This window comes from Brevundimonas bacteroides DSM 4726 (genome assembly GCF_000701445.1).
Classification (GTDB): domain Bacteria; phylum Pseudomonadota; class Alphaproteobacteria; order Caulobacterales; family Caulobacteraceae; genus Brevundimonas; species Brevundimonas bacteroides.
Genome location: NZ_JNIX01000007.1, coordinates 15,201 through 41,395, shown reverse-complemented (window position 1 = coordinate 41,395; position 26,195 = coordinate 15,201). Strand labels below are relative to the sequence as shown.

The following is a 26,195-nucleotide window of genomic DNA, read 5'->3' as shown; positions in this document are numbered from 1 at the left end:
ATGACTGGACGGGTCGCGGGCAAGACCGCCCTGATCACAGGCGCCGCAGGCGGGCTCGGCGAGGCCATGGCCCGCATGCTGGTGCGCGAGGGGGCGAAAGTCGCCGTCACCGACATCGACGGAGCCCGCGCCGAGGCCCTGGCGGCGTCGATCAACGCGGAGACGCCGGGCGCGGCCTTCGCCTGGCAGCACGACGTGGCCGACGAGGCCCGCTGGGCCGAGGTGGTGGATCAGGCCGTGGCGGCGATGGGCTCGCTGTCGGTGCTGATCAACAACGCCGGCGTTGGCGGGCCGCTGGCCTTCGTCGAACAGGATACGGTCGAGAACTGGCAGCGTCAGTTCGACATCAATCTGAAGTCCGTGATGCTGGGGGCCAAGCATTGCATGCCGCATCTGCGCGCGGCGGCGCCGGCCTCGATCGTGAACATCTCATCCATCGCGGCGCTCGCGGCCGGGCCTGGCATGGGCGCCTACAACGCCACCAAGGCGGCGGTGTGGATGTACACCAAGACGCTGGCGCTCGAGGCCGCCAAGAAGGACTGGAACGTCCGCTGCAACTCGGTGCACCCGGTCTTCATCAAGACTCCGATCCTGGACCCCTTCATCGCCATGGCCGGCGGCGACGAGGAGACGGCCCACCAAAAGCTGGCCCGGGGCATTCCCCTGAAGCGCATCGGCGAGCCGGACGACGTGGCCTATCTGGTGGTCTACCTGGCCTCGGACGAATCCAAGTTCGTGACCGGGTCGGAGTTCAAGGTGGACGGTGGGATGACGGCCCAATAGCGGCGGGTTTCCCCAACTCTCGTGAGTTCCGCCAGTCCGATCTGCGACCTGTTGTCCCCATCCGCACACAAGATGTTGATGTTGGGGATCGTTAACCGTCTAGAGGTAGCGTCAGTTTCGAATCTGGGCTTGGATAGTCCAGACGCTGTCCAACCCCTGTCCGCTTCGGTCCCGCCATGAATGCTCACGTCTCGATCAAGCCCGCAACCGCCGGCCTGCTGACGCCCTCGGCCGCCTACAAGCCGTTCCGCTATCCCTGGGCCTTCGACATGTGGAAGAAGCAGCAGCAGGTTCACTGGATGCCCGAGGAAGTGCCGCTGGGCGAGGACTGCAAGGACTGGGCGGCCAACCTGAACGACCGCGAGCGCAACCTGCTGACGCAGATCTTCCGCTTCTTCACCCAGTCGGACATCGAGGTCGCCGACAACTACATGGAGAAATACGGCCGGGTCTTCAAACCGACCGAGGTCAAGATGATGCTCTCGGCGTTCGCGAACATGGAGACCATCCACATCGCGGCCTATGCTCTGCTGCTCGAGACCATCGGCATGCCCGAGAGCGAGTTCGGCGCCTTCATGGAATACGAGGCCATGAAGGACAAGCACGACTACATGGGCCAGTTCGGGGTCGAGACCGAGGCCGACATCGCCCGCACCCTGGCCATGTTCGGCGGCTTCACCGAGGGGCTTCAGCTGTTCGCGTCCTTCGCCATGCTGATGAACTTCCCGCGCCAGAACAAGATGAAGGGCATGGGCCAGATCGTGTCCTGGTCGGTGCGCGACGAGAGCCTGCACTGCGACGGCATCATCAAGCTCTATCACGCCTTCAACAAGGAGACCGGCTGCGTCACCCCCGCCGTCGCCGACGACATCGTCGAGTGCTGCCGCACCGTGGTGAAGCTGGAAGACAAGTTCATCGACCTGGCCTTCGAGGCCGGCGAGGTCTCGGGCATGACGCCCGAGGACATCAAGCAATACATCCGTTTCATCGCCGACTGGCGCCTGCGCCAGCTCAAGCTGCCCGAGCTCTACGGCGTGAAGGAAAACCCCCTGCCGTGGCTCCAGTCGCTGCTGTCGGGTGTCGAGCACGCCAACTTCTTCGAGGCCCGCGCCACCGAATACTCCAAGGCCGCCACCCAGGGCGCCTGGCACGGCGCCGACGGTGTCTGGTCGGAGTTCGACAAGCTGATGGCCCGCCGCGACATGAGCCTGGTGCCGGGGTGACTTCTTCCCTCTCCCAGCGGGAGAGGGACTCCGAGCTCAGATTCCCGCGTACCACTCATAGCCGCGATCGGGCCAATAGCCGCCCCTCGGCCCCGGCATGGCCTCGAAGCTTTCGACCGCCTCGATCCGACGGATGTACTTGGCCTGCTTGTAGCCCAGCTGCCGCTCGACCCGCAGTCTGAGCGGCGCGCCGTGCGGCACCGTCAGGGTCTCGCCGTTCATCTCATAGGCCAGGATCGTCTGGGGATGCCTGGCGTCCACCAGATCGACGCTCTCATAGTAGCGCGGTCCGTCCTCGGTCTGGGTCAGGGCGTCGAAGCAGTGGAAGACGATATACTTCGCCTCCGGCTTCAGGCCCGCCTCGTCCAGCAGGGTCTCCAGCCGAACTCCGGTCCACTGGCCGATCGCCGTCCAGCCCTCGACGCAGTCGTGCTTGGTGATCTGGGTCCGGCTCGGTCGTTCGCGCAACTCGGCGAGGGACAGTGACAATGGCCGCTCGACGAGCCCGTCGACCGTCAGTCGGTAGTCCGCGAAGCCTGCGTCCCGCAGCGCCACATAGTCCGACGCCGCCGGGTCGATGGAGCCGTTCGGCTTGAAGAAGGGCGAGATGTCCTGAGGGCGATACTCCGGTGCCAGGGCCTCACGGGGGATCAGCAGCCGCTGCGAGCGCCGCGTCAGAGCCTCGGCCGAGACGCGCAGCGACTCTCCAATGGTCTGGCCTCGCTGGCAGGCGGCCAAAGCCATAACGCCCAACGCCGCGCCGGCCCGCGCGATCCAGGAGCGGCGGTTCAGAAGCGCCTCGCTCATGACGGGTCTCCCTTGCGGTCCTCGCCATGGGGCGTGGACGGCTCCAGCACAAACCAGCCGGTGATCATGGCCCGCATGTTGTTGACGAAGCCCGTCCAGAACACGAGCCCGACATGAACGACGATGAACCCCACGATCAGGGCGCCCGAGATGAAATGCAGCGTCCGCGCCGACTGCCGCCCGCCCATGATGTCGAGCAGGAAGCCGCCCACGGCGTTGAACCCCGGCGACATCGACAGCCCGGTGATCAGCATCATCGGCAGGACGACCAGGATCATGAAGACATAGGTCAGCTTCTGGATGACGTTGTAATTCCGCGCCTCCTCGTCCTTGGGGAAGTGGAAGCGGGCGTGCTCCTTCACCGAGGGCCAGAATCCGGCCAGGTCCTCGCGGCTCGGCCACAGACGGCCGTTGAAGCGGCGGCTGATGAAGCCATAGGCCAGATAGATCAGGCCGTTGATGACGAAGACCCAGGCGAAGAAGAAGTGCCAGTGCCGCGCCTCGGCGAGGTTCCTGTGATCGGGGATCAGCAGCCAGTTGGGAATGGGCGGAATGTCGACCCAGTGATTGCCCCAGTTGGTGTCCCGGCCCCAGTCCAGATGCGGATGGGCCAGGAGGATGTTCAGCCCGCTCATGATCAGGATCACCACGGCCGTCACATTGACCCAGTGGCTGACGCGCACGAGCGGAGGGTGGCGATAGGTGTCGGTGCGCCCATCCGGCAGCGGCCGGTCGGCGTGACGATCCGGCCGCTCTTCCGGCCCGGCGACGCCCTCGATCACCCCGTCCGTCATGCCTACCCCCGTGGTCTTCTAGCGCAGGGTCTCACAGGCCACTGTGACCCGCAAACCAACGCTTCGAAGCCACTACGGCAGATGGCGACGCGGGGTTACTCTACTTCGGTGCCGCGCAGCGGCTCAGGTCGCCGGCCTCACAGGCCCGGACGTCGGCTTCCCAGCGGGCACGGTCGGCCTCCCATCGCTGGCGCGCCTCTTCGGATGCGCGCACGCTGGCTTCCCAGTCCAGTCGCGCCTGATTGTTCAGCGCCTGCTGCTGCTCCCACCGCGCCCGCTCAGCCTCGAAGGCGGCCTGGTCAGCGCGCTCCTGGCTTTCAGCCAGGTCGTTGCGCGCTGTGATCTCAGCGTTCAGGGCCTGCGTGGTGCGCACCTCGGCTGGATCCTGCTCGGCGTCCGACGCCTGCCGGTCGACTTCACCGGGCGCTGGCTTCTCGGCGGGCAGAAGCTGGTCTACCCGGTCCTGCGCCTGAGCGGCCGTGCCGAAGGCGAGCGTCAGACCCACCAGCGCCGCCGTGAGGTTCATGCCATATCGTCTCATCGCGTCTCTCCTACTGCGTCACCCAAGCGGCCGAGCTTGGCCATAGGATGGCGCTGCGATGAACGAACGCCGGTTCGCGCCGAAGGTGGCGCCGTTCGCCCATGCGGGGTTTCGGGGCGTCGATTCTTCTCCTAGGCTGCGAGGCCATGATCCTGTCGACGTCATCGGGAGACTTCCCCATCCCGCCCGACGTGGCGAGCCGGCTGCCCCAGGTGCCGCCGGTCCCGGACCCGACCGAGCCGCACTATCGCCGCCGCAAGCGTGAGTTCACGGAGTGGCTGGACGCCTCGCCGGAGCATGCCATCGGCTTCGAGCGACTGCGTCGCTGGCATCTGGTGCAGGACCAACTGGCTCGGGAGGCCTTGGCCGAAGGACGCGCCTTCGTCGTCACCGACGACGGTTTGGACTGACCTCGCCCGTTATCGTCCGCGGACAGGGAACCGATCACTTTTTCGCGGGTTCAGCGATCGCTCTGGAATGCGTTCGCCGACCAAGACATTCTGGCGATGTGAGCGTTCTTGCCTTTTTCGCCATCACAGCCTTGGCACCCGCCGTTCAGGACGGGGCCGGTCAGCTACGCGTCTACCAGCCTCCTGTGGTTCGTCCCTTCGAGCCGCCCTCGAACTTCGGCCGTGTCCAGGCCGAGGGCGACGGTGGTGGCGACACACGCCGGGCCCCGATCGTCGCGCCCGTCGTGGTCGAGGCCTATGCCCGCAGCTATGAATACACGCCCTCCACCGCCGACAGCGCCTACGACCGCGGCGTCGACGACGCCGAGGCCGCGATGGACGCCCGCATGGGGCCGCTGGACGGTCTGTGGCGGCTGGTGGATCAGGAGGGGCGCGCCGTCGGCAGACTGGCCCTGAGCGATCCCGGCCCGGATCGCAGTGTCGAGGGAGCCTTGTGCCTGTCCGACGGTTCGGGTGGCCTTATTCCACTCGTTCAGATCGAGCGAGACGCCAGCCGACTGGTATTCGGGGCCGCAGGAAGCCAGCTCGATCTCACGGCGTCGCCCGCCGGCTGGGCGGGCGTCATCACCGGGGACGGCCGCCGTCGGCCGGTGCGGCTGACCCGCTAGGTCAGGCCATCCGGGTCGCCCTGCCGTATTGATCAGCGATCGGCTTAGGCCTCGGCGATCTCGTCACAAAAGTTGCCCAAAAGCTTTACGCAATCCTCGCGTGCGAGCAGTTGACTGTGCGCAGAAACGACTGCTTCTTCGACTCACGAGTTGTTTTTTGGAAGTGTTGCTCGTGGGGCCTTTTGATTGGTTGATGGGGCGGCTGTTGGATTACTTTGCAGATCGGCAACTAACTGCTGATCCTACGGATGACAATTTGGACAACTTTGATCCACGCGATCTTGAGTATGCTAGCTATTTGCTGAATGGCGACGTTGTCTACGGACAGGAAGGTGGAAATTCTTGGTACGTTGATCAGGCAGGTGATGGGGACATTGACGCGCACGTCGTCCGCGATAACATGGGTTACTATTGGGCAGACGTGGGCAATGGGTATGTCAATGTTGGCCAAAACCCTAGCGGAGATGGCTCGTGATCTTTGGACTCGTCTTGGTTCTAGGCTTGGTGACCTCGGCAATCGCTGTGATACTCCTGACCGAACGGCGAAAAGTCACGAAGGCGATTGGGGGTGCTTGTTTCTTTGTCGCCTTCTGCCTGGCGTTACTGGTCTGTGCTATGGCAGCGGCCGATCTCCAGTTCCGCCTTGCCGAGCGATCGGCGGCCTCATCTCCAGCTTCGGGTGCAAGCGCGCGTTAGCTAGGGATATGGGACTGGTCTCGAGATCGATCTCGAGACCAGCCAAATCGGATCGTCAGGCCGCCGCCTTGGCGCCCGTGAACCGGCCGTAGAAGGTCTCGCCCCTGGCGGCCATGTCGCGCAGCAGCTGGGGCGGCGTGAACCGCTCGCCGTACTTGGCCGCATAGGCGTCGGCCTGCTCGACGAAGGCCTTGGCGCCCATCTGGTCGATGTAGGTGATGGGGCCGCCGGTCCAGGGCGCAAAGCCCCAGGCCAGGATGGCGCCGACGTCGGCTTCGCGCGGGTCGTCGATCACGCCCTCTTCCCAGCAGCGGGCGACCTCGACCGCCTGACGGAAGATCAGGCGGCGCTTCTGGTCCTCGATCATCTCGGGCGTCGAGTCGTTGATGGTGACCGGCACCAGCTCCGACAGGCCCTTCCACAGGGTCTTGGGCTTCTGATCATAGTCGTAGAAGCCTTTGCCGTTCTTGCGGCCATAGCGGCCCAGGTCCTCGACCATGGTCTGGACGATCTTCCAGCCCGGCAGGGGCACATAGGCGTCGCCGAGGTCTTCCTTGGTCTGCTTGGCGATCTTGACGCTGAGATCGAGCGCGACGTCGTCGTGCATCTCCAGCGGGCCGCGCGGCATGCCGGTCATGCGGCCGATGTTGTCGATCAGGGCCGGAGCATAGCCCTCCTCCAGCATGGCCAGGCCCTCGGCCACATAGGTGCCGAAGCAGCGGCTGGTGTAGAAGCCACGGCCGTCCTGGACGACGATCGGGGTCTTCTTGATCTTCATGACGTAGTCCAGCGCCTTGGCGAGCGCCGCCTGGCCCGTCTTGGCCCCCATGATGATCTCGACCAGCATCATCTTGTCGACCGGCGAGAAGAAGTGGATGCCGATGAAGTCCTCGGGGCGGACCGAGGCCTCAGCCAGGCCGGTGATCGGCAGGGTCGAGGTGTTCGATCCAAACACGGCGCCGGGCGTAAGCTGGGCCTCGGCGCGCCTGGTCACATCGGCCTTGATCTCGCGGTTCTCGAACACCGCCTCGATGACCAGGTCCGAGCCCTTGATGTGGTCATAGTCGGTGGTGGCGATCACCGACGCCAGCAGGGCGTCGTACTTGTCCTGGGTCAGCTGGCCGCGCGACAGGCGCTTCTTCAGCAACTCCTCGACGTGGGCCTTGCCCTTGTCGGCGCTCTCCTGGTCGCGGTCGATCAGGACCGTTTCGATGCCCGCGAGCGCGTTCACATAGGCGATGCCCGCGCCCATCATGCCGGCGCCGAGCACGGTGACCTTCTTGGGATCGGACTGCGGCACGTCCTTGGGACGCACCGCGCCCTTGTCCAGCTCCTGCTTGGACAGGAACAGGCTGCGGATCATGCCCTGGGCCTGGGGCGTCATCAGGGTCTTGATGAAGTAGCGGGTCTCGATGCGGAGCGCCGCGTCCATCGGCACCTGAACGCCCTCATAGACCGCCTTCATCAGGTTCAGCACCGCCGGGTAGTTGCCGTAGGACTGCTTCCTCAGCATGGCGTTGCCGACCAGGAAGTTCTGGATGCCGGCCGGGTGATAGGGGCCGCCGCCGGGCAGCTTGTAAACCTTGTCGTCCCAGGGCTGCTGGGCCTTGCCGCCGCCCTTGATCCAGGCCTTGGCGGCCTCGACCTCGGTTCCTGCCGGGACGACCTCATGGACGATGCCCGCCCCCTTGGCGTCGTTGGGGCGGAAGGACTTGCCTTCGCTCATGGCCATCATGGCGGCCTGGACGCCGACCAGGCGCGTCAGGCGCTGGGTGCCGCCGCCGCCGGGGAACAGGCCGACCTTGATCTCCGGCAGACCCAGCTGGATCTTCGGGTTGTCGCCGACGACGCGGTAGTGGCACGCCAGCGTTAGCTCCAGCCCACCGCCCAGCGCCAGGCCGTTGATCGCCGCCGCCACCGGCTTGCCGCAGGTCTCCAGCGCGCGCAGTGCCCCGTTCAGCTTCCAGCCCGCGTCATAGGCGTCCTGCAGCGAGCCGCCGGTCAGCATGCCCGCCGCCATGTCGCCCAGGTCCGCCCCGGCGCAGAAGCCCGAGGTCTTGCCCGAGGTCAGGACCGCGCCCTTGATGGCGTCGTCGGTCTTGATGCGTTCGACCACCTGCGGGATCTCGGCCATGACCGAGCCGGTCAGGGTGTTCATCGAACGGCCCGGCACATCGAAGGTGACCAGGGCGATGCCGTCGGCGTCGACGTCGATCTTGAAGTTTTCCATTGGCCGCAGGTCCTTCATTCTGAAACGTCGGCGCGGGGCCGACCGGTTTCGGTTCATCACGGCGAACACTGCGAAGGCACGGGGGACACTGCGGATCGGTGCGCGCTGTGATCGCTGTGTCTTCGCAGTGGTCGCTGTGATGAACCTCTTTAATGAGCGCTGGCGCGCTCGATGAAATCAGACGCGTTCGATCACCGTGGCGGTGCCCATGCCGCCGCCGATGCACAGGGTGATGAGGGCGGTCTCCTTGTCCGACCGCTCCAGCTCGTCCAGCACCACGCCGGTGATCATGGCCCCGGTGGCGCCCAGCGGGTGGCCCATGGCGATGGCGCCGCCGCAGACGTTGATCTGGTCATGCGGGATATCGAGCGCCTGCATGAAGCGCAGCACCACGGCGGCGAAGGCCTCGTTCAGCTCCCACAGGTCGATGTCCGACGTGGACATGCCCAGCTTGCCGAGCAGCTTGTTGGCGACGAACTCGGGCCCCGTCAGCATGATCGAGGGCTCCGACCCGATCGAGGCCGCGCCCCGGATCTTCGCCCGTGGCTTGAGCCCCAGAGCCTTGCCGGCCTCCAGCGATCCGATCAGCACGCCCGCCGATCCGTCGACGATGCCCGAGCTGTTGCCCGGGGTGTGGACGTGATTGACGCGCTCGACCTCGGGGTAGCGCTGGTGGATCACGGCGTCGAAGGCCATCTCGCCCATCATGGCGAAGGACGGGTTCAGCGCGCCCAGCGTCTGCATGTCCGTGTTCGGACGGATCGTCTCGTCATGATCCAGGATGGTCAGACCCAGCTGGTCCTTGACCGGCACCACCGACTTGTTGAACCGGCCCTCGGCCCAGCTCTTGGCCGAACGCTTGTGGCTCTCGACCGCATAGGCGTCGACGTCGTCGCGGGAGAAGCCCCACTTGGACGCGATCATGTCGGCCGAGACGCCCTGGGGCACGAAGTAGGTCGGGAATGCGCTGGACGGATCGACCGGCCAAGCCCCGCCGTCCGAGCCCATCGGCACGCGGCTCATGGCCTCGACGCCGCCGCCAACGGCGAAGTCGGCCTCGCCGGACTTCACCTTGGCCGCGGCCATGTTCACGGCTTCCAGGCCCGAGGCGCAGAAGCGGTTGATCTGGACGCCGGCGACCGTCTGGGCCCAGCCCGAGTTCAGCACGGCGGTGCGGGCGATGTCGGCGCCCTGCTCGCCCACTGGCGAGACGCAGCCCAGGATGACGTCGTCGACCTTGGACGTATCCAGCCCGTTGCGATCGCGCAGGTTCTCCAGCACCTGGGTCGCCAACGACAGGGCGGTGATCTCGTGCAGCGAGCCGTCCTTCTTGCCCTTGCCGCGCGGGGTTCGCACCGCGTCGTAGATATAGGCGTCGGTCATGGTGTCAGTCTCCATTGAGGACGGATCGCGTGAAAGCGTCTAAAGCCGACGTTTACGTCAACGTCAAGATAAGAGTTACCTTGACACGGAACGGCCGCGCGCGTCGGCTATTGAGAACGCCATGATACGCCTCGCCGCCTCCGTCGTCGCCGCCTCCCTGACCTCGGCCTGCGCCCTTTTCCCGGCCCCTGTCGCGGCCCCGGGTCCAGCTCAGGACCCAGCTCCAGCCCCAGCCCCGGTGCCTGTCCCGGCCGACCCCGGCGGCCCGCGCTGGATCGAACCGCCGTCGCAGGAGGCGCGCGTCGTCGTCCCCATCGCCCCGCCGCAGGACAGTCGCCCGTCGGCCTCGGTCGAGGCGCGGCTGCTCGAAGCCCACAATGCCGAACGCCGCCGCGTCGGGGCGCCGCCGCTGGTCTGGAGCGCGGATCTGGAGGCTGAGGCGCGCGGCTGGGCCCGCGAACTGATCGGCACGAGGCGCTTCGCCCACGACCCGCGTCCGCATGGGCACGGCGAAAACCTGTGGACCGGCTGGGGCGACCGCTTCTGGACGCCCGAGCAGATGGTCGAGGACTGGACCCGACAGCGGGTGGACTACCGCCCCGGCGTCTTCCCGAATGTCAGCCGAACCGGGAACTGGACAGCCGTCGGCCACTACACCCAGCTGATCTGGTCGGGCACCACCCACGTTGGCTGCGCGATCGAGGCCCGAGAGGGCCAGCAGCTGCTGGCCTGCCGCTATTCTCCACCGGGGAATGTGGATGGGCGTCGACCCTGAGCGGGTCTGATATGCATGAAGCCGCCGGGCGGACCCGGCGGCTTCGCATCACGCTTTCTCCAGCGGGATCAGGCGGCGGCTTGCATCGCTTCGGCATTGACGGCGGCGTCGGCGATGGCGGTCAGGTCGGTGTCGGTCTGCGACTCCTCCTGCAGGGTCTCGTCCAGCAGTTTGGCCGCGTCATCCATCCCGAGCACCAGGGCCCAGCGCTTCAGCGTGCCGTAGCGGGTGATCTCATAGTGCTCCACGGCTTGCGCCGCCGCGAGCAGGCCGGCGTCCAGGGCCGCCGTGCCCTTGTACTCCTCGGCGATCTCGTCGCCCTCAGCCAGGATGCCTTCAATGGCGTCGCAGGTCTTGCCGCGCGCCGGCTTGCCGATGATGTCGAACACCTGCTGCAGGCGCTCGATCTGGCCTTCGGTCTGGCCGATGTGCTTCTCGAACGCGGCCTTCAGCTCGGGCGACTGGGCCGCGCGCTGCATCTTGGGCAGGGACTTCAGGATCTTGCGCTCGGCGTAATAGATGTCCTTGAGCGTGTCGTGGAACAGGGTGTCGAGGGTCTTGTCGGCCATGGGTCAGCTCCTTCCGGGGATTGAGCCAGAGGAACGACGTCCATCCCCGGCGGTTCCGACGGTGAAGCTTCGGTTGTTCGATGACTTGCGGCCACGCCTGGCCCGCGCTCAGGCCGCCTGAGCCCAGTCCGCCGGCGTCTCGGCCAGAATCTCCAGCGACCGGACCCGCGCGGCGTGGTCCCAGATCTGGCTGGTGATCATCAGCTCGTCGGCTCCGGTGCGATCGATGAAGGCGCGCACCTGATCGCGCACGGTCGCTGGCCCGCCGACGGCAGAGCAGGACAGGGCCTGGTCGATCATGGCCCGCGCGGCGGGGTCCAGCCGCTCGGCATAGCCCTCCTGCGGCGGCGGCAGCTTGCCGGGCCGCCCGGTCCTCAGATTGACGAAGGCCTGCTGGACCGAGGTGAACAGCAGACGCGCCTCCTCGTTCGTCTCGGCGGCGAAGACGTTGAAGCCCAGCATGACGTAGGGCCGGTCCAGCCGCGCCGAGGGCCGGAAGGTTTCGCGATAGAGGCGGATCGCCGCCATCATGTCGCCGGGCGCGAAGTGGCTGGCGAAGGCGTAGGGCAGGCCCAGATGCGCCGCCAGCTGGGCGCCAAAGGTCGACGACCCCAGAATCCAGATCGGCACGTCCTGGCCCTCGCCGGGGTTGGCGCGCAGCCGCTGGCCGTCCTCGGCCGGTTCGAACCAGTGCATCAGCTCGACCACGTCCTGGGGGAAGCTGTCGGCGTCGACCGCGAGGTTGCGCCTCAGCGCCCGCGCGGTGGCCATGTCCGACCCCGGCGCCCGGCCCAGCCCCAGGTCGATCCGCCCGGGATGCAGCGCCGCCAGGGTGCCGAACTGCTCGGCGATCACCAGCGGCGCATGGTTGGGCAGCATGATCCCGCCGGCCCCGACCCGGATCGTCTTCGTCGCCGCCGCCACCGCCCCGATCACCACCGACGTCGCCGCCGAGGCGATGCCCGCCATGTTGTGATGCTCCGCCAGCCAGTAGCGGTTGTAGGCGAGCCGCTCGGCATGGCGGGCCAGGTCGATCGTGTTGGCGAGGGCGCGGGAGACGTCAGAGCCCTCGGGCACCGGGGCGAGGTCGAGGATGGAGAGGGCGGTCATGCGGAGGGATATGGGAGGGGGCGGAGGGGGATTTAAGGAGCAATGCCGCTGATCGACCGTGCACCGAGGTCTTGCATCTCAAGCTTGACGGCTCCACCTGACGTCGTATCCCGAGGTATTTCTGCCTCCCCCAGATTCCGCGATCGCGACCATGCGACACGCCTCCATCTATGGACCGCAGTGCCTGCATGACCATTCAAGACATCGCAACCTTGGACGGAGATCTGGCCCAGGTCACAGGCGTCGATGATGCTGAGGGCAAGGTCTACGTCCGTTATCAGGACGGGCGATCGGCCATCGTAACAGGCATGAGTGTGTTTCCGACAAGAGGAGACATTCTTTTCCTCGAGTATAACCGCTGTCATTTTGCGCCGCCCGAGACATGGATCGATCCCAGCAGGGTCGGGGTTGTTCGGTTGATACGGGACGACCGGACGATGGTGGTCGAAACCACGCAAGGAATGGAGATCGTCTCTATCGGCCCAGACGACGTATACGAGCGCAATCAAACGGTAGAGTTCAACGCCATCCGTGGCGCACTGCGGGTCGTGTCAGAAACACCGATTGAACGGCTTCGCGATGAGATCAGCGACCGCGATGAGCCAGCGCCCCCAACCACCGCCGCCCCTGAACCTTTGACATTTGAAGACTTTGGAGGCTTTCGAGAAGTCGTAGCACAGGCGCGGGAGCTAATTGAATCCCAGTTTAAATACAGAAAGCATCTGGACCGTATCGGTACCCGACCGCTACGGGGAATTCTATTCACCGGTCCCCCCGGCGTGGGAAAAACGCACTTGGCGCGTATCATCGCCCAAGAAACAGACGCGGCTTTCTACCCGATCGATGGCCCCTCACTAGTCAGCAAATGGGTGGGCAGTTCCGAGCGGGCATTGCGTGACCTTTTCGATCGTGCCCAAGCCTCGCCAAACGGCCGCGCGATCATCTTCTTTGACGAGATCGACACGATCGCTGAACGTCGAACCGATACCCATGAATGGTCCCGCAAGTTCGTCGGGCAGTTGCTAACGCTGATGGACGGGTTCCGAAGAGACGGTGCCGTGATCGTCATCGCCGCTACGAACCGTTTGGAAGCACTCGATCCGGCGCTACTCCGCCCTGGGCGGTTCGATAGGGTGATAGCGTTCGGAGCCCCCAGCGAGAGCGACCGGTGCGACATCCTAAGAGTTGGCGCGCGGCGGAAGCGTACGGCTGACGACCTCCCTTACAACGAACTCGCGGTGCTGACTGAAGGTTGGTCAGCGGCCGACCTCGACCTGATTTGGACCGAAGCTGGCCAGGTCGCCTCGCGCGACGAACGCGGGCGGATTTCGGCGGAGGACATGATGATCGGATACGAACGGGTCCTGCGTCGCCTTGCCCCCCGGAAGGAGACGCGTACTTGATCCTGCTCCCTCTTTGGTTCTGGGGTGCGAAAGCGCCCAAATCTGCAACCGTGGTCGCCGAGCACGAGCCCGGCCCATTGCGCGAGTTCGTTTATCTTGACGAGGGTAGCCTGCGAAGCCTGCTGTCGTCCCAGATCGGCGAGATTAAGGACGCTGTCGCCCAGCAGTCGCTGACCTCGGTCACCGACGAGATGAACCTAAAGCTTGCCGGTGGCCTGCCCTTCGCGGCCACGGGCGAGACATCTGCGAAGTTCCAGAACGCGAGCAGCCGAAGCTTTCAAACTTCCAGCAAGGCGACTGTTCAGTCCTGGTTTAAGGACCTTCATGACCGCCCCACGCTTCGACTGATCAGCCCGCTCGAAACCGTTGAGCCTCTTCATCGGCTCGAGGATCTCGCCAAACTTGAAAATCCTAGCGTAGCCACGGCCTCGCATGACTTGAAGCGTGGTGTCCTTGCGGAGTTCCGAGTGCGTCTGTCGGCCCACCCGGTCTTTCACATAACTACGATGATGACAGAATTCACGGGGATGGCTGCGGAGATCGAGGAGATTGTCCCTGACGCCTCGGCTATGCGCTTCAACGAGATACAGCCCATGGTGAAGATACTTCAGAGGCTTATGGCTGGCCTCGTTCCCATTCTCGGCGAGGCGATCGACCATGTAGTGGTCGAGGTGAGCGGCGTCGACTATGTGGTTGATCGCCGGGCTGTCGCAGGTCTCGACGTAGCGGCTCGTCCCCTCCTCATCGCAGGTGTCACCGACGCCCAGAGCTACTGGAAGGACCTCCGCCGCGTGTTGTTCGCCGACGCGGAGTTCACCATGCTCTGCCGGGTATCCAAGCAGGGGCTCCGAGACGATTGGATGCCGGTCAAACTCGTAGACGTTTTCCGCAAGATCGCTCCGGATTTCCCGCAGCAGATCAGCGTGACTTGGAACACGCCGTTTGGCGCGCCGACCGAGGCCGCTGCCGCAGCGCCTGCGCCGCTTGTGCCAGCGGGCACGTCACCTCTGGAGATGGCGCTGCGCCACTATAGCGAAGCGCTTCTCGCCACGAGCCGCAGATCATTTAGCGAGGATGCTCGTCGCGCCCTTGCGTTGGATATCGACGAGGAGGTCCGACGCCTCAAAGAAAGAGGCGGGTCGGTCTCGGATCAAAAAAGCGCCTTCACGACCATGAAGCTCTTGCTCAAGAAGGCGGCAGACATTCGCATCTCGCCAGACAAGGACCAGAAGTTGCGCGACGAGGCGCGCGCCGTAGCTGGGCTATCGCTTACGCCAACCTTGTCGCCCACACCGGCTGCCGGAACGCTCGCACCTGGCACACCCGCCGCTCAAGCGGGTGAGCGGCGCGCCTACCTCGATGCGGAGGTTGTCGCGATCTACTGGTAAGCTAGCTGATCGGGTGCCACAGCCAAACGCACATTCATGCGTCGCTAGCTCTACCCCCGCCGCAAATCCGGCGGCGTCGCCTCCTCGGTCAGGAGCCGCACGGCCTCGTCCAGGCTGACCACCGTCTGCTCCTGGCTGCCCAGCCGCCGGATCGCCACCTCGCCCTTTTCGGCCTCGGAGCGGCCGACGACGGCGATGACGGGGACCTTGCCGACCGAGTGTTCGCGCACCTTGTAGCCGACCTTCTCGTTCCTCAGGTCGGTCTCGACGCGCAGGCCCGCGGCCTTGAAGCGGGCGGCGACCTGATGGGCATAGTCGTCGGCGTCGGAGGTGATGGTCGCCACCACGGCCTGGACGGGCGCGAGCCACAGGGGGAAGGCCCCGGCGTAGTTCTCGATCATGATGCCGATGAACCGCTCGAAACTGCCCAGGATGGCCCGGTGCAGCATGACCGGCCGGTGCTTGCCGCCATCCTCGCCGACATATTCCGCGCCCAGACGCTCGGGCAGCACATAGTCCAGCTGGATGGTGCCACACGTCCATTCGCGGCCGATGGCGTCCTTGACCACGAAATCCAGCTTGGGCGCGTAGAAGGCGCCGTCGCCCTCCGTCACCACCGGCTCGGTCCCGGCGGCGCGGGCCGCCTCGGCCATCAGGGCCTCAGCCTTGTCCCAGAAGGCGTCGTCGCCGGCGCGCACCTCGGGCCGGGTGCCCAGGCTGATGTAGGCCGTTTCCATCCCCAGGTCCGCGTGGACCGACCGCGCGAGGGCGATGAAGTTCGCCGTCTCCTCGACGATCTGGTCCTCGCGGCAGAAGATGTGGGCGTCGTCCTGGGTGAAGCCGCGCACCCGCATCAGGCCGTGCAGCGAGCCGGACGGCTCATAGCGGTGGCAGGCGCCGAACTCGGCCATGCGCAGCGGTAGTTCGCGATAGGACCTCTGGCCGATGCCGAAGATCTGCACGTGGCCGGGGCAGTTCATCGGTTTCAGGCTGAGCGTTTCGCCCTCCACCGTCTCGCAGACAAACATATTGGGCCGGTATTTTTCCCAGTGGCCGGACGCCTCCCAGAACTTCCTGTCCAGCACCTGGGGCGTCTTGACCTCGACATAGCCGGCGGCGTCCAGGCGGCGGCGCATATAGGCCTCGATGACCTGCCACAGCACCCAGCCCTTGGGATGCCAGAAGACCATGCCCCGGCCCTCTTCCTGCATGTGGAAGAGCTCCATCTGGCGGCCCAGCTTGCGGTGGTCGCGCTTCTCGGCCTCCTCCAGCCGCTTCAGATAGGCGTCGAGGTCCTCCCTGGTCGCCCAGGCGGTGCCGTAAATCCGCTGCAGCTGCTCGCGCTTGGAGTCGCCCCTCCAATAGGCCCCGGCCAGCTTGGTCAGCTTGAAGGCCTTGCCGACGTGGCGGGTGGAGGGGAAGTGCGGCCCCCGGCACAGGTCGATCCAGTCGCCCTGGCGATACAGGGTGATGGTCTCGTTCTCCGGCAGGTCGCGGATCAGCTCGGCCTTGAACTTCTCGCCCCGCGCCTCGAAGAAGACGATGGCCTCGTCGCGGTCCCAGACCTCGCGCTCGAACCGGGCGTCGCGGTCCACGATCTTCGCCATCTCCTTTTCGATGGCGGCGAAGTCGTCGGTCGAGAAGGGCGTCTCGCGGAAGAAGTCGTAATAGAAGCCGTCCTCGATGGCCGGGCCGATGGTGACCTGGGTGCCGGGGAACAGCGTCTGCACGGCCTCGGCCAGCACATGGGCCGTGTCGTGGCGGATGGTGTAGAGCGCCTCGGGGTCGTCGCGCATGATCAGGCGGAAGCTGCCGCCCGTCTCCAGCACCCGGTTCAGGTCGCGCTGCTCGCCGTTCAGCTCGGCCAGCACGGCCTTCTTGGCCAGGGACGGCGAGATGGCGGCGGCGACATCGCGCGCGGTCGAACCGGCGGGGTATTCACGCGTGGCGCCGTCGGGGAAGGTCAGCTGGATCATGGGTCTTTGGTCTCGATGGGCGGCACCGGGTCGTATCCCGATCCGCCGAAGGGATGGCATCTACACAGTCGCCGCACCGTCAGCCACCCGCCCTTGACGGGTCCGTGCTGGATCAGGGCGTCCCGGCCATAGTCGGAACAGGTGGGGAGGAAGCGGCAGGACTGGCCGAAGAAGGGGCTGAGCGTCAGCTTGTAGCCCCGATGGGCCGCGCGGACGCCGCGTTCATAAAGACTGCCGGAGCGGGCCATGGGCCGGGCTTATCCCCCGCGCGGGCGGGGTCTGCAACCGGGCCGTCAGGCGGCGCCGGCGAGCCTAGTTCGGGCGGCGAGCGCGGCCTCGACCGCCTCCAGCGTCGCCTCGATGGCGACCATCGTGGAGGCGTGGCGCGCGGGATAGTCCGCGACCTGTTTCAGCACGCGCAGACCCTCGAACCGACCGGTCGGACCTTCGCCGCCCGACTTCAGCATGCCGAGCATCGCATCGCGCGTGGTGCGAAGTTCATCGATCGAAGCCTCGATCACGCTCTCGCCCAGCACACCGGCGGCCGCCTGGCCCAGCGCGCAGGCCTTCACGTCCTGGGCGAAGTCGACGACGCGCCCAGCCTCGTCCAGAACCACATCCACGATGGCCTTGGACCCGCACAGCCTGGCCACCCGCTCACCCGTGCCCTGCGGCGCGGCCAGCCGTCCGGCGTGCGGCAGGTTCGCCGCCAGCGTCAGGATGCGCGCGCTGTAGAGGTCGTCGATCATGGGCCGAACATAGGCGCAGCCGGGTCCGCCCGAAAGCCTCAGGGACTCTGCAGCGAGCCCCAGGTCCGCGCCTGATCGGTCGGCAGGGCGGCGGACTGAACCCGTGTCTGCGACCGCAGCCATTGCAGGTTCCGGTCGGCCAGTTCGGGCGGAAGTTCGCGGCGGATGATCTGCTCGGCTTCGGGCATATTGCCCTGCAGGCCCAGCATCATGGCGAGGTTCAGCCGCATCTGCTGGGTCGCCGTCGGCTGCGCGACCGCGCGGCGCAGCATGGCTTCGGCTCCCGTCGCGTCGCCGGATGTGGCCAGCGCCATGCCCGCGTTGGTCAGGACGTCCGGATTGTCCGGAGAGATGGCGAGCGCCGCCCGCCATGCGGCCTGGGCATCCTCAGCGCGGCGCACCTGCTGATAGGCCACGCCCAGCAGCGACAGCGGCCGCCAGTCGTTGGGCGCCAGATCACGCGCCTGTTCCAGCGGGGCGATGCCATAGAAGGCCTGACCCCGCGCGATCTCGGCCCGGCCGATTTCGAGCATGGCCTCGATGTTGGTCGGCTGCAGCGTCAGAACCTGCCGCGCCGTGGCGGCGGCCTGTTCGTGCTGGCCCAGCTGGCGCAGGGCCTCGGCCAGCTCGACGCCCGCGACGGGGTCCATGGGATTGACCTCCATCTCCCGCGCCCAGAACACCGAGCGGGCCAGGGGATCGAGGCGGTTGTAGGCGGCGCGCTCCTCGGCCGAGGCGGGCTGGCGCGGCGCGGGCACCGCCGGCGCGGCGGCCGTCTGGGTCGGCGCGGTCTGGGCGAAGGCGGGCATGGCCGCGCAGCATGCGGCGGCGATCAGGATTGAGCTTGCGACGCGGTTCAGCGACATGGGGCGGACCGATCCGGTAAGTCTGTCCGCAGAAGACTCGGCGCTTCGCGTCAAGCATTGGTTAATCCGACAAAGGCCCGCCATGTCCGCCCTCTCGCCCGATCCCATCGTCGCCGCCGATTCGGCCGAGGCCGCCGCCGCCATCCCGGTCCGGTTCGCCGGGCCGGAAGGCGCGATCGCCGACACCGCCCGCACCTGGGCCGAGCGGATGGGGTTCAAGGGCAAGCCGGGTCAGGTTGTCGTCGTGCCCGGTGCTGACGGCGGGGTCGATCATGTGCTGGTCGGGACGGGCCAGACCTTCGATCCCATGAGCGCCCGCGCCCTGACGGCCAGGCTGCCGACCGGCCTCTACCGTCTGGAGGCGGAGCCGGAGGACGCCCGCGTGGCCGCGCTGGCCTTCCTGCTCGGTCGCTACGCCTTCGACCGCTACAAGCCCCGAAAGGATGTCGCCGAGGTCCGCCTGGTCGCGCCTGAGGGTTTCGACGCGGAGGAGGCCAACCGCATCGCCTCGGCATGCGCACTGGCCCGCGAGATGGTCGACACCCCCGCCGCCGACATGGGCCCGTTGCAGATGGAGACCATCGCCCGCGAGATCGCCGAGGCCCACGGCGCGACGCTCTCCGTCACGACCGGCGACGACCTGCTGGAGCAGAACTACCCGGCCATCCACGCAGTGGGCCGCGCCGCCGCGCCGCACCGCGCGCCGCGCATCCTCGAGATCGGCTGGAACCTTGACCGGACCGACCGGCCGCTGATCGCCCTGGTCGGCAAGGGGGTGGCGTTCGACTCGGGCGGCCTCGACATCAAGCCCGCCGCTGGCATGCGCAACATGAAGAAGGACATGGGCGGAGCCGCGCACGCGCTGGCGCTCGGCCGACTGGTCATGCAGGCGGGGCTGGCCGTGCGGCTGGTGGTGCTGGTCGCGGCGGTGGAGAACGCCATCTCCGCCGACGCCTTCCGCCCCGGCGACATCTTGGGCAGCCGCAAGGGTCTGACCATCGAGATCGGCAACACCGACGCCGAGGGCCGGCTGATCCTCGCCGATGCGCTCGCTCGCGCCTCGGAGCATACGCCCGACCTGACGCTGGACTTCGCCACCCTGACCGGGGCCGCTCGCGTGGCCCTCGGGCCGGAACTGCCGCCACTCTACACCGACGACGAGGCGTTGGCCGCAGACCTGCTACGTGCAGCCGCTGAGGTCCGCGATCCGCTCTGGCGCATGCCCCTGTGGCCCGGCTATCGCGCCGCCATCGACAGCGAATTGGCCGATGTGAGGAACGATAGCGCCGGATGGGCGCAAGGGGGGTCGATCACCGCCGCCCTGTTCCTGCAGAAATTCGCGCCGACCACCGGCGCTTGGGCGCACATGGACATCTTCGCCTGGAACCCCCGCAATCGCCCTGGCTGGCCCGAAGGCGGCGAGGCGCAAGGTCTGCGCGCGACCTATGCCATGTTGAAGGGGCGATACGGAGAATCCTGATTCAGCCTCGCAGCTTAACGGGATTTTCGCCTTCGTCGGCCAGTGTGCCTGCTCAATCGTCAGAGCCCGCGCTTGACCGACGCCTTCATCCCCGCCCGGCCGCTTCTGGCCCGTCCCGACCTCGCGGCGCTGTCGCTCGAGGGGATGGTGCCGGCCGACGCTTATCGTGCCACGCGGACCATGCGTGCCGCCGTCGCGGTGGCCGACATCCATGCCGAGGCCGACGTGGCCTCCGAGCGGATCGATCAGCTGCTGTTCGGCGAGGTCTTCGACGTTCTGGATGAGGCCGACGGCCGCGCCTGGGGTCAGGCCCGCCGCGATGGCGTTGTCGGCTGGATCGATCTGGCCGCGCTGGCACCGGGGCTCGTTCGTCCCACCCACACCATGGGCATCGTCGATGCCGAACTCCCGTTGAACGCCCTGGTGATCGAGAATGCAGACATCTTGAGCGCGCGTCCGATCGGCCTGTTCGAAACCGACCCAGTCACCGTCGCCGAACGCCTGCTGGGCACGCCTCACGAACTGGGCGCGCGGTCGTCGCGGGCGACCGATTGTTCGGGTCTGGTGCAACAGGCCCTGTTCGCCTGCGGTCTGGCCGGTCCTCGGCGCGCTCATGAACAGGCCGAACTCGGCGAACCGATCGCGCTCGCCGAGGCTCGCCGCGGCGACCTGGTGGTCTGGCTGAAGATCGAGTCCGGCCAGAGCTGGACCGGCCATTCGGCCCTGATGCTCGACGCGAGCCGAGTAATTCACGCCAGCGGCCATCACGGCGCGGTCGTCCTCGAGACCTTCGCCGAAGCCGATGCGCGCTGTCTGGCGGACGGCTTCGAGGCCGCCCGCTTCAGACGCATCCTTTAGACGATCAGCCCGCGGGCGCGCTGTCGGCCGCCGGGGCCGCCACGTCGCCGGCCTGCGTCGCCGCCGCGTTCGGATCGACGCCCGCCGCATCCGCGCCTTCGGCCGGAGCCGCAGCGCCGTCCGCCGGAGCCGCACCCTCGGCGGGTGCTGCCGCGCCGGGTTGACGCGCCGGATCGGGCGCGGGGATCGGGAAGCCTTCCGAGCCCTGGCTGCGCAGATAGGCGATCAGGTTCACGCGGGCCTGGGTATCGCGCAGGCCTGCGAAGGACATCTTGGTGCCCTCGACGTAGCGAGCCGGGGCGTTGATGAACTGATCCAGCGCGTCCAGCGACCAGGTCGGATCGACCGAGCGGTGCGCCACCATGGCTTCCGAGAAGGCAAAGCCGGCATGAGCGCCGACCGGACGTCCGACGACGCCATGCAGGTTCGGCCCGATGCCGTTGGCGCCGCCCGCATTGATCGAGTGGCACGACGCGCAGCGGGCGAATGCGGCTTCACCGGCGGCCAGGTCCGCGACCGGCAGCAGTGTGCCCCAGTCCGGCGGCAGCACGGCCTCTTCGGCGCCGCCCTCGGCCTCCTCGGGCGCATTGATGAAGTAGCCCATCTTCTCGGACTCATGATGGGGCGCATAGATCGCCCCCGAGACCTGCTGCAGCGCCAGCACGACGAAGGCCGTACCCAGGCCCGCGCCCATGATCTTGTTCCACTTCAGATCGCCGCTCATCCGCGTCGTCGCATCCCGTCTAATGGCCCGCGCCGGGGAGTGGCGAAGCGGGCGAGTGTCTTGCGCGGCGGTCTCTGACACGCTAGCGCCGCCTTCGCAACCGGCCCGGCCGCTCGATTCAGCGGCTCGGCGTCGCATCACGGGAAACGCATAAATGACGCCCCTGATCCTGATCCCGACGCGCATGGCCGCGACCCGCCTGCCGGGCAAGCCCCTGGCCGACATCGGCGGCAGGCCCATGATCGTGCGCGCCTGGGAACAGGCTGTGCTGTCGGGCCTGCCCGTCGCCGTCGCCGCCGGCGACCCGGAGATCGTCGAGGTAGTCCAAGCCGCCGGCGGCCGCGCCGTTCTGACCGATCCGGCCTTGCCCAGCGGTTCTGACCGCGCGCTCGCCGCCCTGGAAGCGATCGACCCCGACGGCGAGTACGACGCGGTCGTCAACCTTCAGGGCGACATGCCCTTCGCCGATCCGGGCCTGGCCACGGCCTGCGCGGCCCTGCTGCACGGCGAGCCCACGTGCGACATCGCCACCCTCGTTGCGCCCGAGCTGGATCCATCCGACCGCGCCAATGTCGATGTGGTCAAGGCCGTGCTGGCGATCGAAGAAGGCCACCGCCACGCCCGCGCCCTCTACTTCACCCGCTCGACCCTCTACGGCGACGGCCCCGTCTGGCGTCACATCGGCATCTACGGCTACCGCCGCGAGGCCCTGAAACGCTTCTGCGCCGCCCCGCCGTCACCGCTGGAGAAGCGCGAGAAGCTGGAGCAGCTGCGCGCCCTTGAACTGGGGCTGTCAATCTGGGCCGCGACGGTGGCTGAGGCCCCGATCTCTGTCGACAATCCCGCCGACCTGGAGGCGGCGCGCGGGTTGGCATGACGTGCGACTTCTCCCTCCCCTGTATGGGGAGGGACCGCGAGGCGGAGCCGAGCGCGGGTGGGGCAGAGCGGTGCGAACCTACTTTTCGGACCCCACCCTGACCGCTTCGCGGTCGTCCCTCCCCATGAAGGGGAGGGAGAGCGTCGCCCGCTCACCCCTCGCCTTCGACCCACGCCTCCAGCAAGGTCCGCGCGATCGCGAACCTCGGCGGGGCCTTCACCTCGTGCGCGCCCGCCAGCACGGCCCGCGCCTCGTCACGCGTGAACCAGCGCACCTCTTCCAGCTCGGTCTGGTCGGGCGTCGCGTGATCGTCCGACACCTCCGCGATCAGGCCGATCATCAGCTGGGATGGAAAGGGCCACGGCTGGCTGGAGTGATAGCGCAGAGCCGTCACCGTCAGCCCCGCCTCCTCGGCGATCTCGCGGGCGCAGCCCTCCTCGATGGTCTCGCCGGGTTCCAGAAAGCCTGCCAACGCCGACATCCGCCCGTGGGGCCAGGCCGCCTGCCGCCCCAGCAGGCAGCGGCCCTCGAACACCGGCAGCATGATCGTCACCGGATCGACACGCGGGAAATGCTCGGTCGCACAGGCCGGGCACTTCCGTTTCCATCCGCCGGAGATGAGCTCCGTCGCCTGCCCGCAGTTGGCGCAGAAGCCATGCCGCCGGCTCCAGTCGAACAGGCTGCGCGCTGTCCCCGCCATGGCCGCGTCCGCGTCCGGCAGCACCGCCGCCGCCTCGCGCAGCTCGGTGAAGACGCCCAGCCCGGCCACCGGTCCGATCGTCGGGTCGGCCGCGCCCTCGAACTCCACGGCAAACACCGGCGCGCCCTTCCACAGGCCGAGGAACAGCTCATGATCGGCTTCATCCACCATTGCCCGCGCTCGGGTCAGGTCGACCCAGGCCAGACGCGGCCCGTTCGCCGTCTCTTCCAGCAGCGGCCGGCCCTGCCAAAGCATCATGGCCAGCGCCTCGGGGTTCGCCCCCTGTTCAGCCAGCCATTCGGGGTCGTTTCGCCGGTCTCCGGCGCGGTCCAGCGGATTGCCGGCGAAGGTGTTCAGGGCGGGGAGGGCCATGTCCGATTCCTAGCGGCGTTCGGTTGTGCAGGGGAGGGGGCGCCTTGATCCCGTCGCGCCGTCGGCCCATATGGGCCTCGGAGATCGCGGGCGAAGGCTTCGCCAACCTGGTCAGGGCCGGAAGGCAGCAGCCACAACGAATTCCCCTTCGGGTCGCGGTCTCCACCTCCCTTGTTTTGATGCGCTACCGCTCGGCTCGCGGAGCCTGGCTGCCTGAGCGCGGGTTGGTGCGCTACCGCTCGCGACGCGGTTGCTCGCTGCCTGAGCGCGTTCAGGCTGCGTGACGACGGGAACCTTCACCGCGTGAGACCGCTCCTCGTCCGACCCCAACCGGAGCGGCGACATGAGCATTCTCGGCAAGATCCTCGGCGGCATCTTCAATCGCAAGAAGGACGCGCCAGCCGCCGCCCCGACGCCGGCCCCGACCGCCGCTCCCGTCCAGCCACCCGTCACCGCCGCCGTCGCCACCGCGCCCCAGCCGCCCCAGCCCGTCGATGTCGCCGGCATCCTCGACTTCATGAACGAGCAGCGGGACCAGAAACTGAACTGGCGCACCTCCATCGTCGACCTGATGAAGCTGATCGGCCTGGAAAGCTCGCTGGCCGAACGCAAGGAACTGGCGGATGAGCTTGGCTATACCGGCGACAAATCCGACAGCGCGGCGATGAACATCTGGCTGCACAAGCAGGTCATTCAGAAGATCATCGACAATGGCGGCCAACTTCCCCGCGACCTGATGTCCTGACTTTCGTCATTCCGGGCGTCGGGAGCGAAGCGACCAGAGACCCGGAACAAGGTGGCGCCGGAGCGCAGCGGAGGCGAAATGCGTCCGGGAGCGGCCTGCGCGACAGTTTCGCGCTATCGCGCGCCGCCCTGTTCCGGGTCTCCGCTACGCTCCGCCCGGAATGACGAAAGAATAGAAGCGGAGTCGCCTCCGCCGCCTCTCCCGCGCTAACCTGCGCTGATGACCGACGTCGACCTTGATTCCGGCGATCCGCCCTGGGCGGAGGACGACGACGCGCCAGAGCGCGACCAGAACACCGACGACATGTTCGGCGCGCCCGCGACTGCCCCCACGGCCGAGGCAGCCAGGGTCGCGCCCGCTCCGGCGACCCAGCCGCCGGGTGCCCACCAGAATGACGGCGAGGCCTACACCGTCCTCGCCCGCAAATACCGGCCACGCACCTTCGAGGACCTGATCGGCCAGGAGGCGATGGTGAGGACGCTCACCAACGCCTTCGCCACCGGCCGCATCGCCCACGCTTTCATGCTGACTGGCGTCCGGGGCGTCGGAAAGACCACGACCGCGCGCCTGCTGGCCCGCGCCCTGAACAACGAGACACCGACCATCGACCGGCCCTCGCTGGAGCTGACCGCCCACGGCCGCCACGACGCGGCGATCATGGCGGGCCAGCACATGGACGTCATGGAGATGGACGCCGCCAGCCACACCGGCGTCAACGACATCCGCGATATTCTCGAAAGCGTCCGCTACGCCCCGGTCGAGGCCCGCTACAAGGTCTATGTGCTCGACGAAGTCCACATGCTGTCCAACCAGGCGTTCAACGCACTGCTGAAGACGCTGGAAGAGCCTCCTCCCCACGCCAAGTTCATCTTCGCCACCACCGAGATCCGCAAGGTCCCGGTGACGATCCTCAGCCGCTGCCAGCGCTTCGACCTGCGCCGCGTCGAGCCCGAGGTCCTGGTTGAGCACCTGGCCCGCGTCGCCGACAAGGAAGGCATGAAGGTCGAGGCCGATGCGCTCGCCCTCATCGCCCGCGCCGCCGAGGGCTCGGTCCGCGACGGGCTGTCCCTGCTGGATCAGGCGCTGGTCCAGGGCGAGCGCGGAGAGCCGGTCCGCACCGACCTGGTCCGCGACATGCTGGGGCTGGCCGACCGCAGCCAGACCATCCAGCTGTTCGAACAGCTGATGGCCGGTCGCACGCCCGAGGCGCTGGAGACCTTCCGCACCCTCTACGGCTTCGGCGCCGACCCGGTGCAGGTGACCAACGACCTGCTCGAACACTGCCACGCCGCCTCGGTCGCCAAGATGCTGGGCCCCAACGCGACTCGCTTGCCGAACGATCAGGCCCAGCGCCTGGCCGCGCTCGGCTCGGTGGTCTCGGCCGGGACGCTGTCGCGCACCTGGTCCATGCTGCTGAAGGCGCTGGAGGAGGTCCGCCGCGCCCCCAGCCCCGCTGACGCGGTCGAAATGGCCATCGTCCGCCTCGCCTATGCCGCCGACCTGCCCGGCCCGGAAGAGGCGCTGAAGAAGCTCCAGTCCGGAGAGCCTCTGTCCGGCGGCCCCGGCGGCTCCGCGCCGCGCGGCGGCGGAGGCGGCGCCTCGGCCCAGCTCGCGGCCCGCCCGGCCGCCCAGCCCAGCCTGCCCGACCCGCAGAGCTTCGAGGCCGTGGTCGCCCTGATCGGGGAGAAGCGCGAAATCGCGCTGCAGATGGACGTCCAGCGCTACGTCCGCCCTGTGTCCTTCAAGTCCGGCCAGCTGACCTTCGAGCCCGCCCCCGGCGCGCCCGCCAACCTCGCCACCCGCCTGGCGGGCCGTCTAAAGGAATGGACCGGCCGCCAGTGGTTCGTCGTCGCCAACGGCCAGGGCGGCGGCGAGACCCTGATCGAACAGGAGAAGAAGGCGGCCGCCAACCTCCGGGCCGAGGTCGAGGCCGACCCCTTCGTCCAGGCGGTGATGCAGGCGTTCCCCGGCACGGTCCTGGGTGAGATCAAGACCCTGACCCCGGTGGTGGAACTGCCGGTCATCCCCGACGAAGCGGTCGGCGAAGACGACTGAGGCCCAACAAGGC

At 67.4% G+C, this 26,195-nt stretch carries 26 protein-coding genes and 1 other RNA gene; 14 read left to right on the top strand and 13 right to left on the bottom strand.

The window, feature by feature from the left end:
- On the top strand, positions 1–783 hold the full coding sequence (locus Q333_RS0102470; RefSeq protein WP_029415169.1) for an SDR family oxidoreductase: 783 nt from the start codon (positions 1–3) through the stop codon (positions 781–783).
- Positions 784–959: 176 nt separating this feature from the next.
- On the top strand, positions 960–2,006 hold the full coding sequence (locus Q333_RS0102465) for a ribonucleotide-diphosphate reductase subunit beta (protein ID WP_029415168.1): 1,047 nt from the start codon (positions 960–962) through the stop codon (positions 2,004–2,006).
- A gap of 36 nt (positions 2,007–2,042) precedes the next feature.
- Here the strand turns inward: Q333_RS0102465 and Q333_RS0102460 are convergent, their stop codons facing one another.
- From Q333_RS0102460 to Q333_RS0102450, 3 genes are all read right to left on the bottom strand, one after another.
- Positions 2,043–2,813, bottom strand: coding sequence for a molybdopterin-dependent oxidoreductase (locus Q333_RS0102460; RefSeq protein WP_029415167.1), 771 nt, complete (start codon positions 2,811–2,813; stop codon positions 2,043–2,045).
- On the bottom strand, positions 2,810–3,607 hold the full coding sequence (locus Q333_RS0102455) for a cytochrome b/b6 domain-containing protein (protein WP_051651072.1): 798 nt from the start codon (positions 3,605–3,607) through the stop codon (positions 2,810–2,812). Before Q333_RS0102455 ends, Q333_RS0102460 begins: the two co-directional genes overlap by 4 nt.
- A gap of 100 nt (positions 3,608–3,707) precedes the next feature.
- Entirely contained in the window at positions 3,708–4,148 is a 441-nt protein-coding gene (locus tag Q333_RS0102450; protein ID WP_157072342.1) for a cell wall hydrolase, read from the bottom strand.
- 146 nt (positions 4,149–4,294) lie between these two features.
- Between Q333_RS0102450 and Q333_RS0102445 the strand changes: the two genes are divergently transcribed.
- The 3 genes from Q333_RS0102445 to Q333_RS17545 all read left to right on the top strand — a co-directional run bounded on the left by Q333_RS0102445 (position 4,295) and on the right by Q333_RS17545 (position 5,701).
- On the top strand, positions 4,295–4,558 hold the full coding sequence (locus tag Q333_RS0102445; RefSeq protein WP_029415164.1) for a hypothetical protein: 264 nt from the start codon (positions 4,295–4,297) through the stop codon (positions 4,556–4,558).
- A gap of 98 nt (positions 4,559–4,656) precedes the next feature.
- The gene (locus Q333_RS0102440; RefSeq protein ID WP_029415163.1) at positions 4,657–5,226 is read left to right on the top strand and encodes a hypothetical protein; all 570 of its coding nucleotides are present in this window, start codon (positions 4,657–4,659) and stop codon (positions 5,224–5,226) included.
- Positions 5,227–5,383: 157 nt separating this feature from the next.
- Positions 5,384–5,701 carry a hypothetical protein gene (locus Q333_RS17545; protein WP_157072341.1) on the top strand — a complete coding sequence of 106 codons (318 nt, stop codon included), beginning with the start codon at positions 5,384–5,386 and terminating at the stop codon, positions 5,699–5,701.
- A 276-nt stretch (positions 5,702–5,977) separates the two neighbouring features.
- Here Q333_RS17545 and Q333_RS0102430 read toward each other — a convergent pair whose 3' ends face one another.
- Both Q333_RS0102430 and Q333_RS0102425 read right to left on the bottom strand, forming a co-directional pair.
- Positions 5,978–8,152: a 3-hydroxyacyl-CoA dehydrogenase NAD-binding domain-containing protein gene (locus Q333_RS0102430; protein WP_029415161.1), complete on the bottom strand. Its 2,175-nt coding sequence runs from the start codon at positions 8,150–8,152 to the stop codon at positions 5,978–5,980.
- 177 nt (positions 8,153–8,329) lie between these two features.
- Complete coding sequence (locus tag Q333_RS0102425) at positions 8,330–9,535, bottom strand: acetyl-CoA C-acetyltransferase (RefSeq protein ID WP_029415160.1); 1,206 nt, start codon at positions 9,533–9,535, stop codon at positions 8,330–8,332.
- 121 nt (positions 9,536–9,656) lie between these two features.
- Between Q333_RS0102425 and Q333_RS16825 the strand changes: the two genes are divergently transcribed.
- On the top strand, positions 9,657–10,310 hold the full coding sequence (locus Q333_RS16825; protein WP_051651070.1) for a CAP domain-containing protein: 654 nt from the start codon (positions 9,657–9,659) through the stop codon (positions 10,308–10,310).
- A 68-nt stretch (positions 10,311–10,378) separates the two neighbouring features.
- On the opposite strand, the gene Q333_RS0102415 is transcribed toward Q333_RS16825, so the two are convergent.
- Positions 10,379–10,879 (bottom strand): YciE/YciF ferroxidase family protein, encoded by a 501-nt coding sequence (locus tag Q333_RS0102415; RefSeq protein ID WP_029415158.1) that lies wholly within the window; start codon positions 10,877–10,879, stop codon positions 10,379–10,381.
- A gap of 108 nt (positions 10,880–10,987) precedes the next feature.
- Complete coding sequence (locus Q333_RS0102410; RefSeq protein WP_029415157.1) at positions 10,988–11,989, bottom strand: LLM class flavin-dependent oxidoreductase; 1,002 nt, start codon at positions 11,987–11,989, stop codon at positions 10,988–10,990.
- Positions 11,990–12,177: 188 nt separating this feature from the next.
- On the opposite strand from Q333_RS0102410, the gene Q333_RS0102405 reads away from it, so the two are divergent.
- Positions 12,178–13,392, top strand: coding sequence for an ATP-binding protein (locus tag Q333_RS0102405; RefSeq protein ID WP_029415156.1), 1,215 nt, complete (start codon positions 12,178–12,180; stop codon positions 13,390–13,392).
- Positions 13,389–14,780, top strand: a complete 1,392-nt coding sequence (locus Q333_RS0102400; RefSeq protein WP_029415155.1) for a DUF6414 family protein — start codon at positions 13,389–13,391, stop codon at positions 14,778–14,780. The genes Q333_RS0102405 and Q333_RS0102400 overlap by 4 nt, the downstream gene beginning before the upstream one ends.
- A gap of 50 nt (positions 14,781–14,830) precedes the next feature.
- Here Q333_RS0102400 and thrS read toward each other — a convergent pair whose 3' ends face one another.
- From thrS to Q333_RS0102380, 4 genes are read right to left on the bottom strand one after another with little or no spacing between them, the layout of a single operon-like run.
- Positions 14,831–16,756 carry a threonine--tRNA ligase gene (gene thrS / locus Q333_RS0102395; RefSeq protein ID WP_029415154.1) on the bottom strand — a complete coding sequence of 642 codons (1,926 nt, stop codon included), beginning with the start codon at positions 16,754–16,756 and terminating at the stop codon, positions 14,831–14,833.
- On the bottom strand, positions 16,753–17,004 hold the full coding sequence (gene yidD, locus Q333_RS0102390; RefSeq protein ID WP_029415153.1) for a membrane protein insertion efficiency factor YidD: 252 nt from the start codon (positions 17,002–17,004) through the stop codon (positions 16,753–16,755). Before yidD ends, thrS begins: the two co-directional genes overlap by 4 nt.
- 45 nt (positions 17,005–17,049) lie before the next feature.
- Positions 17,050–17,505, bottom strand: coding sequence for an iron-sulfur cluster assembly scaffold protein (locus Q333_RS0102385; RefSeq protein WP_029415152.1), 456 nt, complete (start codon positions 17,503–17,505; stop codon positions 17,050–17,052).
- 38 nt (positions 17,506–17,543) lie between these two features.
- On the bottom strand, positions 17,544–18,371 hold the full coding sequence (locus tag Q333_RS0102380; RefSeq protein ID WP_029415151.1) for a tetratricopeptide repeat protein: 828 nt from the start codon (positions 18,369–18,371) through the stop codon (positions 17,544–17,546).
- 82 nt (positions 18,372–18,453) lie between these two features.
- On the opposite strand from Q333_RS0102380, the gene Q333_RS0102375 reads away from it, so the two are divergent.
- Both Q333_RS0102375 and Q333_RS0102370 read left to right on the top strand, forming a co-directional pair.
- Positions 18,454–19,851, top strand: coding sequence for a leucyl aminopeptidase family protein (locus Q333_RS0102375; protein WP_029415150.1), 1,398 nt, complete (start codon positions 18,454–18,456; stop codon positions 19,849–19,851).
- Positions 19,852–19,923: 72 nt separating this feature from the next.
- Positions 19,924–20,709: a C40 family peptidase gene (locus tag Q333_RS0102370; protein ID WP_051651068.1), complete on the top strand. Its 786-nt coding sequence runs from the start codon at positions 19,924–19,926 to the stop codon at positions 20,707–20,709.
- Between the two features lie 4 nt (positions 20,710–20,713).
- On the opposite strand, the gene Q333_RS0102365 is transcribed toward Q333_RS0102370, so the two are convergent.
- On the bottom strand, positions 20,714–21,433 hold the full coding sequence (locus Q333_RS0102365) for a c-type cytochrome (RefSeq protein ID WP_029415148.1): 720 nt from the start codon (positions 21,431–21,433) through the stop codon (positions 20,714–20,716).
- 154 nt (positions 21,434–21,587) lie between these two features.
- On the opposite strand from Q333_RS0102365, the gene Q333_RS0102360 reads away from it, so the two are divergent.
- Positions 21,588–22,310 (top strand): 3-deoxy-manno-octulosonate cytidylyltransferase, encoded by a 723-nt coding sequence (locus Q333_RS0102360; RefSeq protein WP_029415147.1) that lies wholly within the window; start codon positions 21,588–21,590, stop codon positions 22,308–22,310.
- 151 nt (positions 22,311–22,461) lie between these two features.
- Here the strand turns inward: Q333_RS0102360 and nudC are convergent, their stop codons facing one another.
- Positions 22,462–23,382, bottom strand: coding sequence for an NAD(+) diphosphatase (gene nudC / locus Q333_RS0102355; protein WP_029415146.1), 921 nt, complete (start codon positions 23,380–23,382; stop codon positions 22,462–22,464).
- A 76-nt stretch (positions 23,383–23,458) separates the two neighbouring features.
- Between nudC and ffs the strand changes: the two genes are divergently transcribed.
- From ffs to Q333_RS0102345, 3 genes are all read left to right on the top strand, one after another.
- An RNA gene (ffs, locus tag Q333_RS17220) (signal recognition particle sRNA small type) lies at positions 23,459–23,552 on the top strand.
- 173 nt (positions 23,553–23,725) lie between these two features.
- Positions 23,726–24,127 (top strand): DUF3597 domain-containing protein, encoded by a 402-nt coding sequence (locus Q333_RS0102350; RefSeq protein WP_029415145.1) that lies wholly within the window; start codon positions 23,726–23,728, stop codon positions 24,125–24,127.
- Positions 24,128–24,346: 219 nt separating this feature from the next.
- Positions 24,347–26,182, top strand: a complete 1,836-nt coding sequence (locus tag Q333_RS0102345) for a DNA polymerase III subunit gamma/tau (RefSeq protein ID WP_029415144.1) — start codon at positions 24,347–24,349, stop codon at positions 26,180–26,182.
- Positions 26,183–26,195: the final 13 nt, after the last annotated feature.

Coding starts and splice junctions, on each gene's coding strand:
- Q333_RS0102470 (WP_029415169.1), top strand. CDS start 1: ATGACTGGACGGGTCGCGGGCAAGACCGCCCTGATCACAGGCGCCGCA.
- Q333_RS0102465 (WP_029415168.1), top strand. CDS start 960: ATGAATGCTCACGTCTCGATCAAGCCCGCAACCGCCGGCCTGCTGACG.
- Q333_RS0102460 (WP_029415167.1), bottom strand. CDS start 2,813: ATGAGCGAGGCGCTTCTGAACCGCCGCTCCTGGATCGCGCGGGCCGGC.
- Q333_RS0102455 (WP_051651072.1), bottom strand. CDS start 3,607: ATGACGGACGGGGTGATCGAGGGCGTCGCCGGGCCGGAAGAGCGGCCG.
- Q333_RS0102450 (WP_157072342.1), bottom strand. CDS start 4,148: ATGAGACGATATGGCATGAACCTCACGGCGGCGCTGGTGGGTCTGACG.
- Q333_RS0102445 (WP_029415164.1), top strand. CDS start 4,295: ATGATCCTGTCGACGTCATCGGGAGACTTCCCCATCCCGCCCGACGTG.
- Q333_RS0102430 (WP_029415161.1), bottom strand. CDS start 8,152: ATGGAAAACTTCAAGATCGACGTCGACGCCGACGGCATCGCCCTGGTC.
- Q333_RS0102425 (WP_029415160.1), bottom strand. CDS start 9,535: ATGACCGACGCCTATATCTACGACGCGGTGCGAACCCCGCGCGGCAAG.
- Q333_RS16825 (WP_051651070.1), top strand. CDS start 9,657: ATGATACGCCTCGCCGCCTCCGTCGTCGCCGCCTCCCTGACCTCGGCC.
- Q333_RS0102415 (WP_029415158.1), bottom strand. CDS start 10,879: ATGGCCGACAAGACCCTCGACACCCTGTTCCACGACACGCTCAAGGAC.
- Q333_RS0102410 (WP_029415157.1), bottom strand. CDS start 11,989: ATGACCGCCCTCTCCATCCTCGACCTCGCCCCGGTGCCCGAGGGCTCT.
- Q333_RS0102405 (WP_029415156.1), top strand. CDS start 12,178: ATGACCATTCAAGACATCGCAACCTTGGACGGAGATCTGGCCCAGGTC.
- thrS (WP_029415154.1), bottom strand. CDS start 16,756: ATGATCCAGCTGACCTTCCCCGACGGCGCCACGCGTGAATACCCCGCC.
- yidD (WP_029415153.1), bottom strand. CDS start 17,004: ATGGCCCGCTCCGGCAGTCTTTATGAACGCGGCGTCCGCGCGGCCCAT.
- Q333_RS0102385 (WP_029415152.1), bottom strand. CDS start 17,505: ATGATCGACGACCTCTACAGCGCGCGCATCCTGACGCTGGCGGCGAAC.
- Q333_RS0102380 (WP_029415151.1), bottom strand. CDS start 18,371: ATGTCGCTGAACCGCGTCGCAAGCTCAATCCTGATCGCCGCCGCATGC.
- Q333_RS0102375 (WP_029415150.1), top strand. CDS start 18,454: ATGTCCGCCCTCTCGCCCGATCCCATCGTCGCCGCCGATTCGGCCGAG.
- Q333_RS0102365 (WP_029415148.1), bottom strand. CDS start 21,433: ATGAGCGGCGATCTGAAGTGGAACAAGATCATGGGCGCGGGCCTGGGT.
- Q333_RS0102360 (WP_029415147.1), top strand. CDS start 21,588: ATGACGCCCCTGATCCTGATCCCGACGCGCATGGCCGCGACCCGCCTG.
- nudC (WP_029415146.1), bottom strand. CDS start 23,382: ATGGCCCTCCCCGCCCTGAACACCTTCGCCGGCAATCCGCTGGACCGC.
- Q333_RS0102350 (WP_029415145.1), top strand. CDS start 23,726: ATGAGCATTCTCGGCAAGATCCTCGGCGGCATCTTCAATCGCAAGAAG.
- Q333_RS0102345 (WP_029415144.1), top strand. CDS start 24,347: ATGACCGACGTCGACCTTGATTCCGGCGATCCGCCCTGGGCGGAGGAC.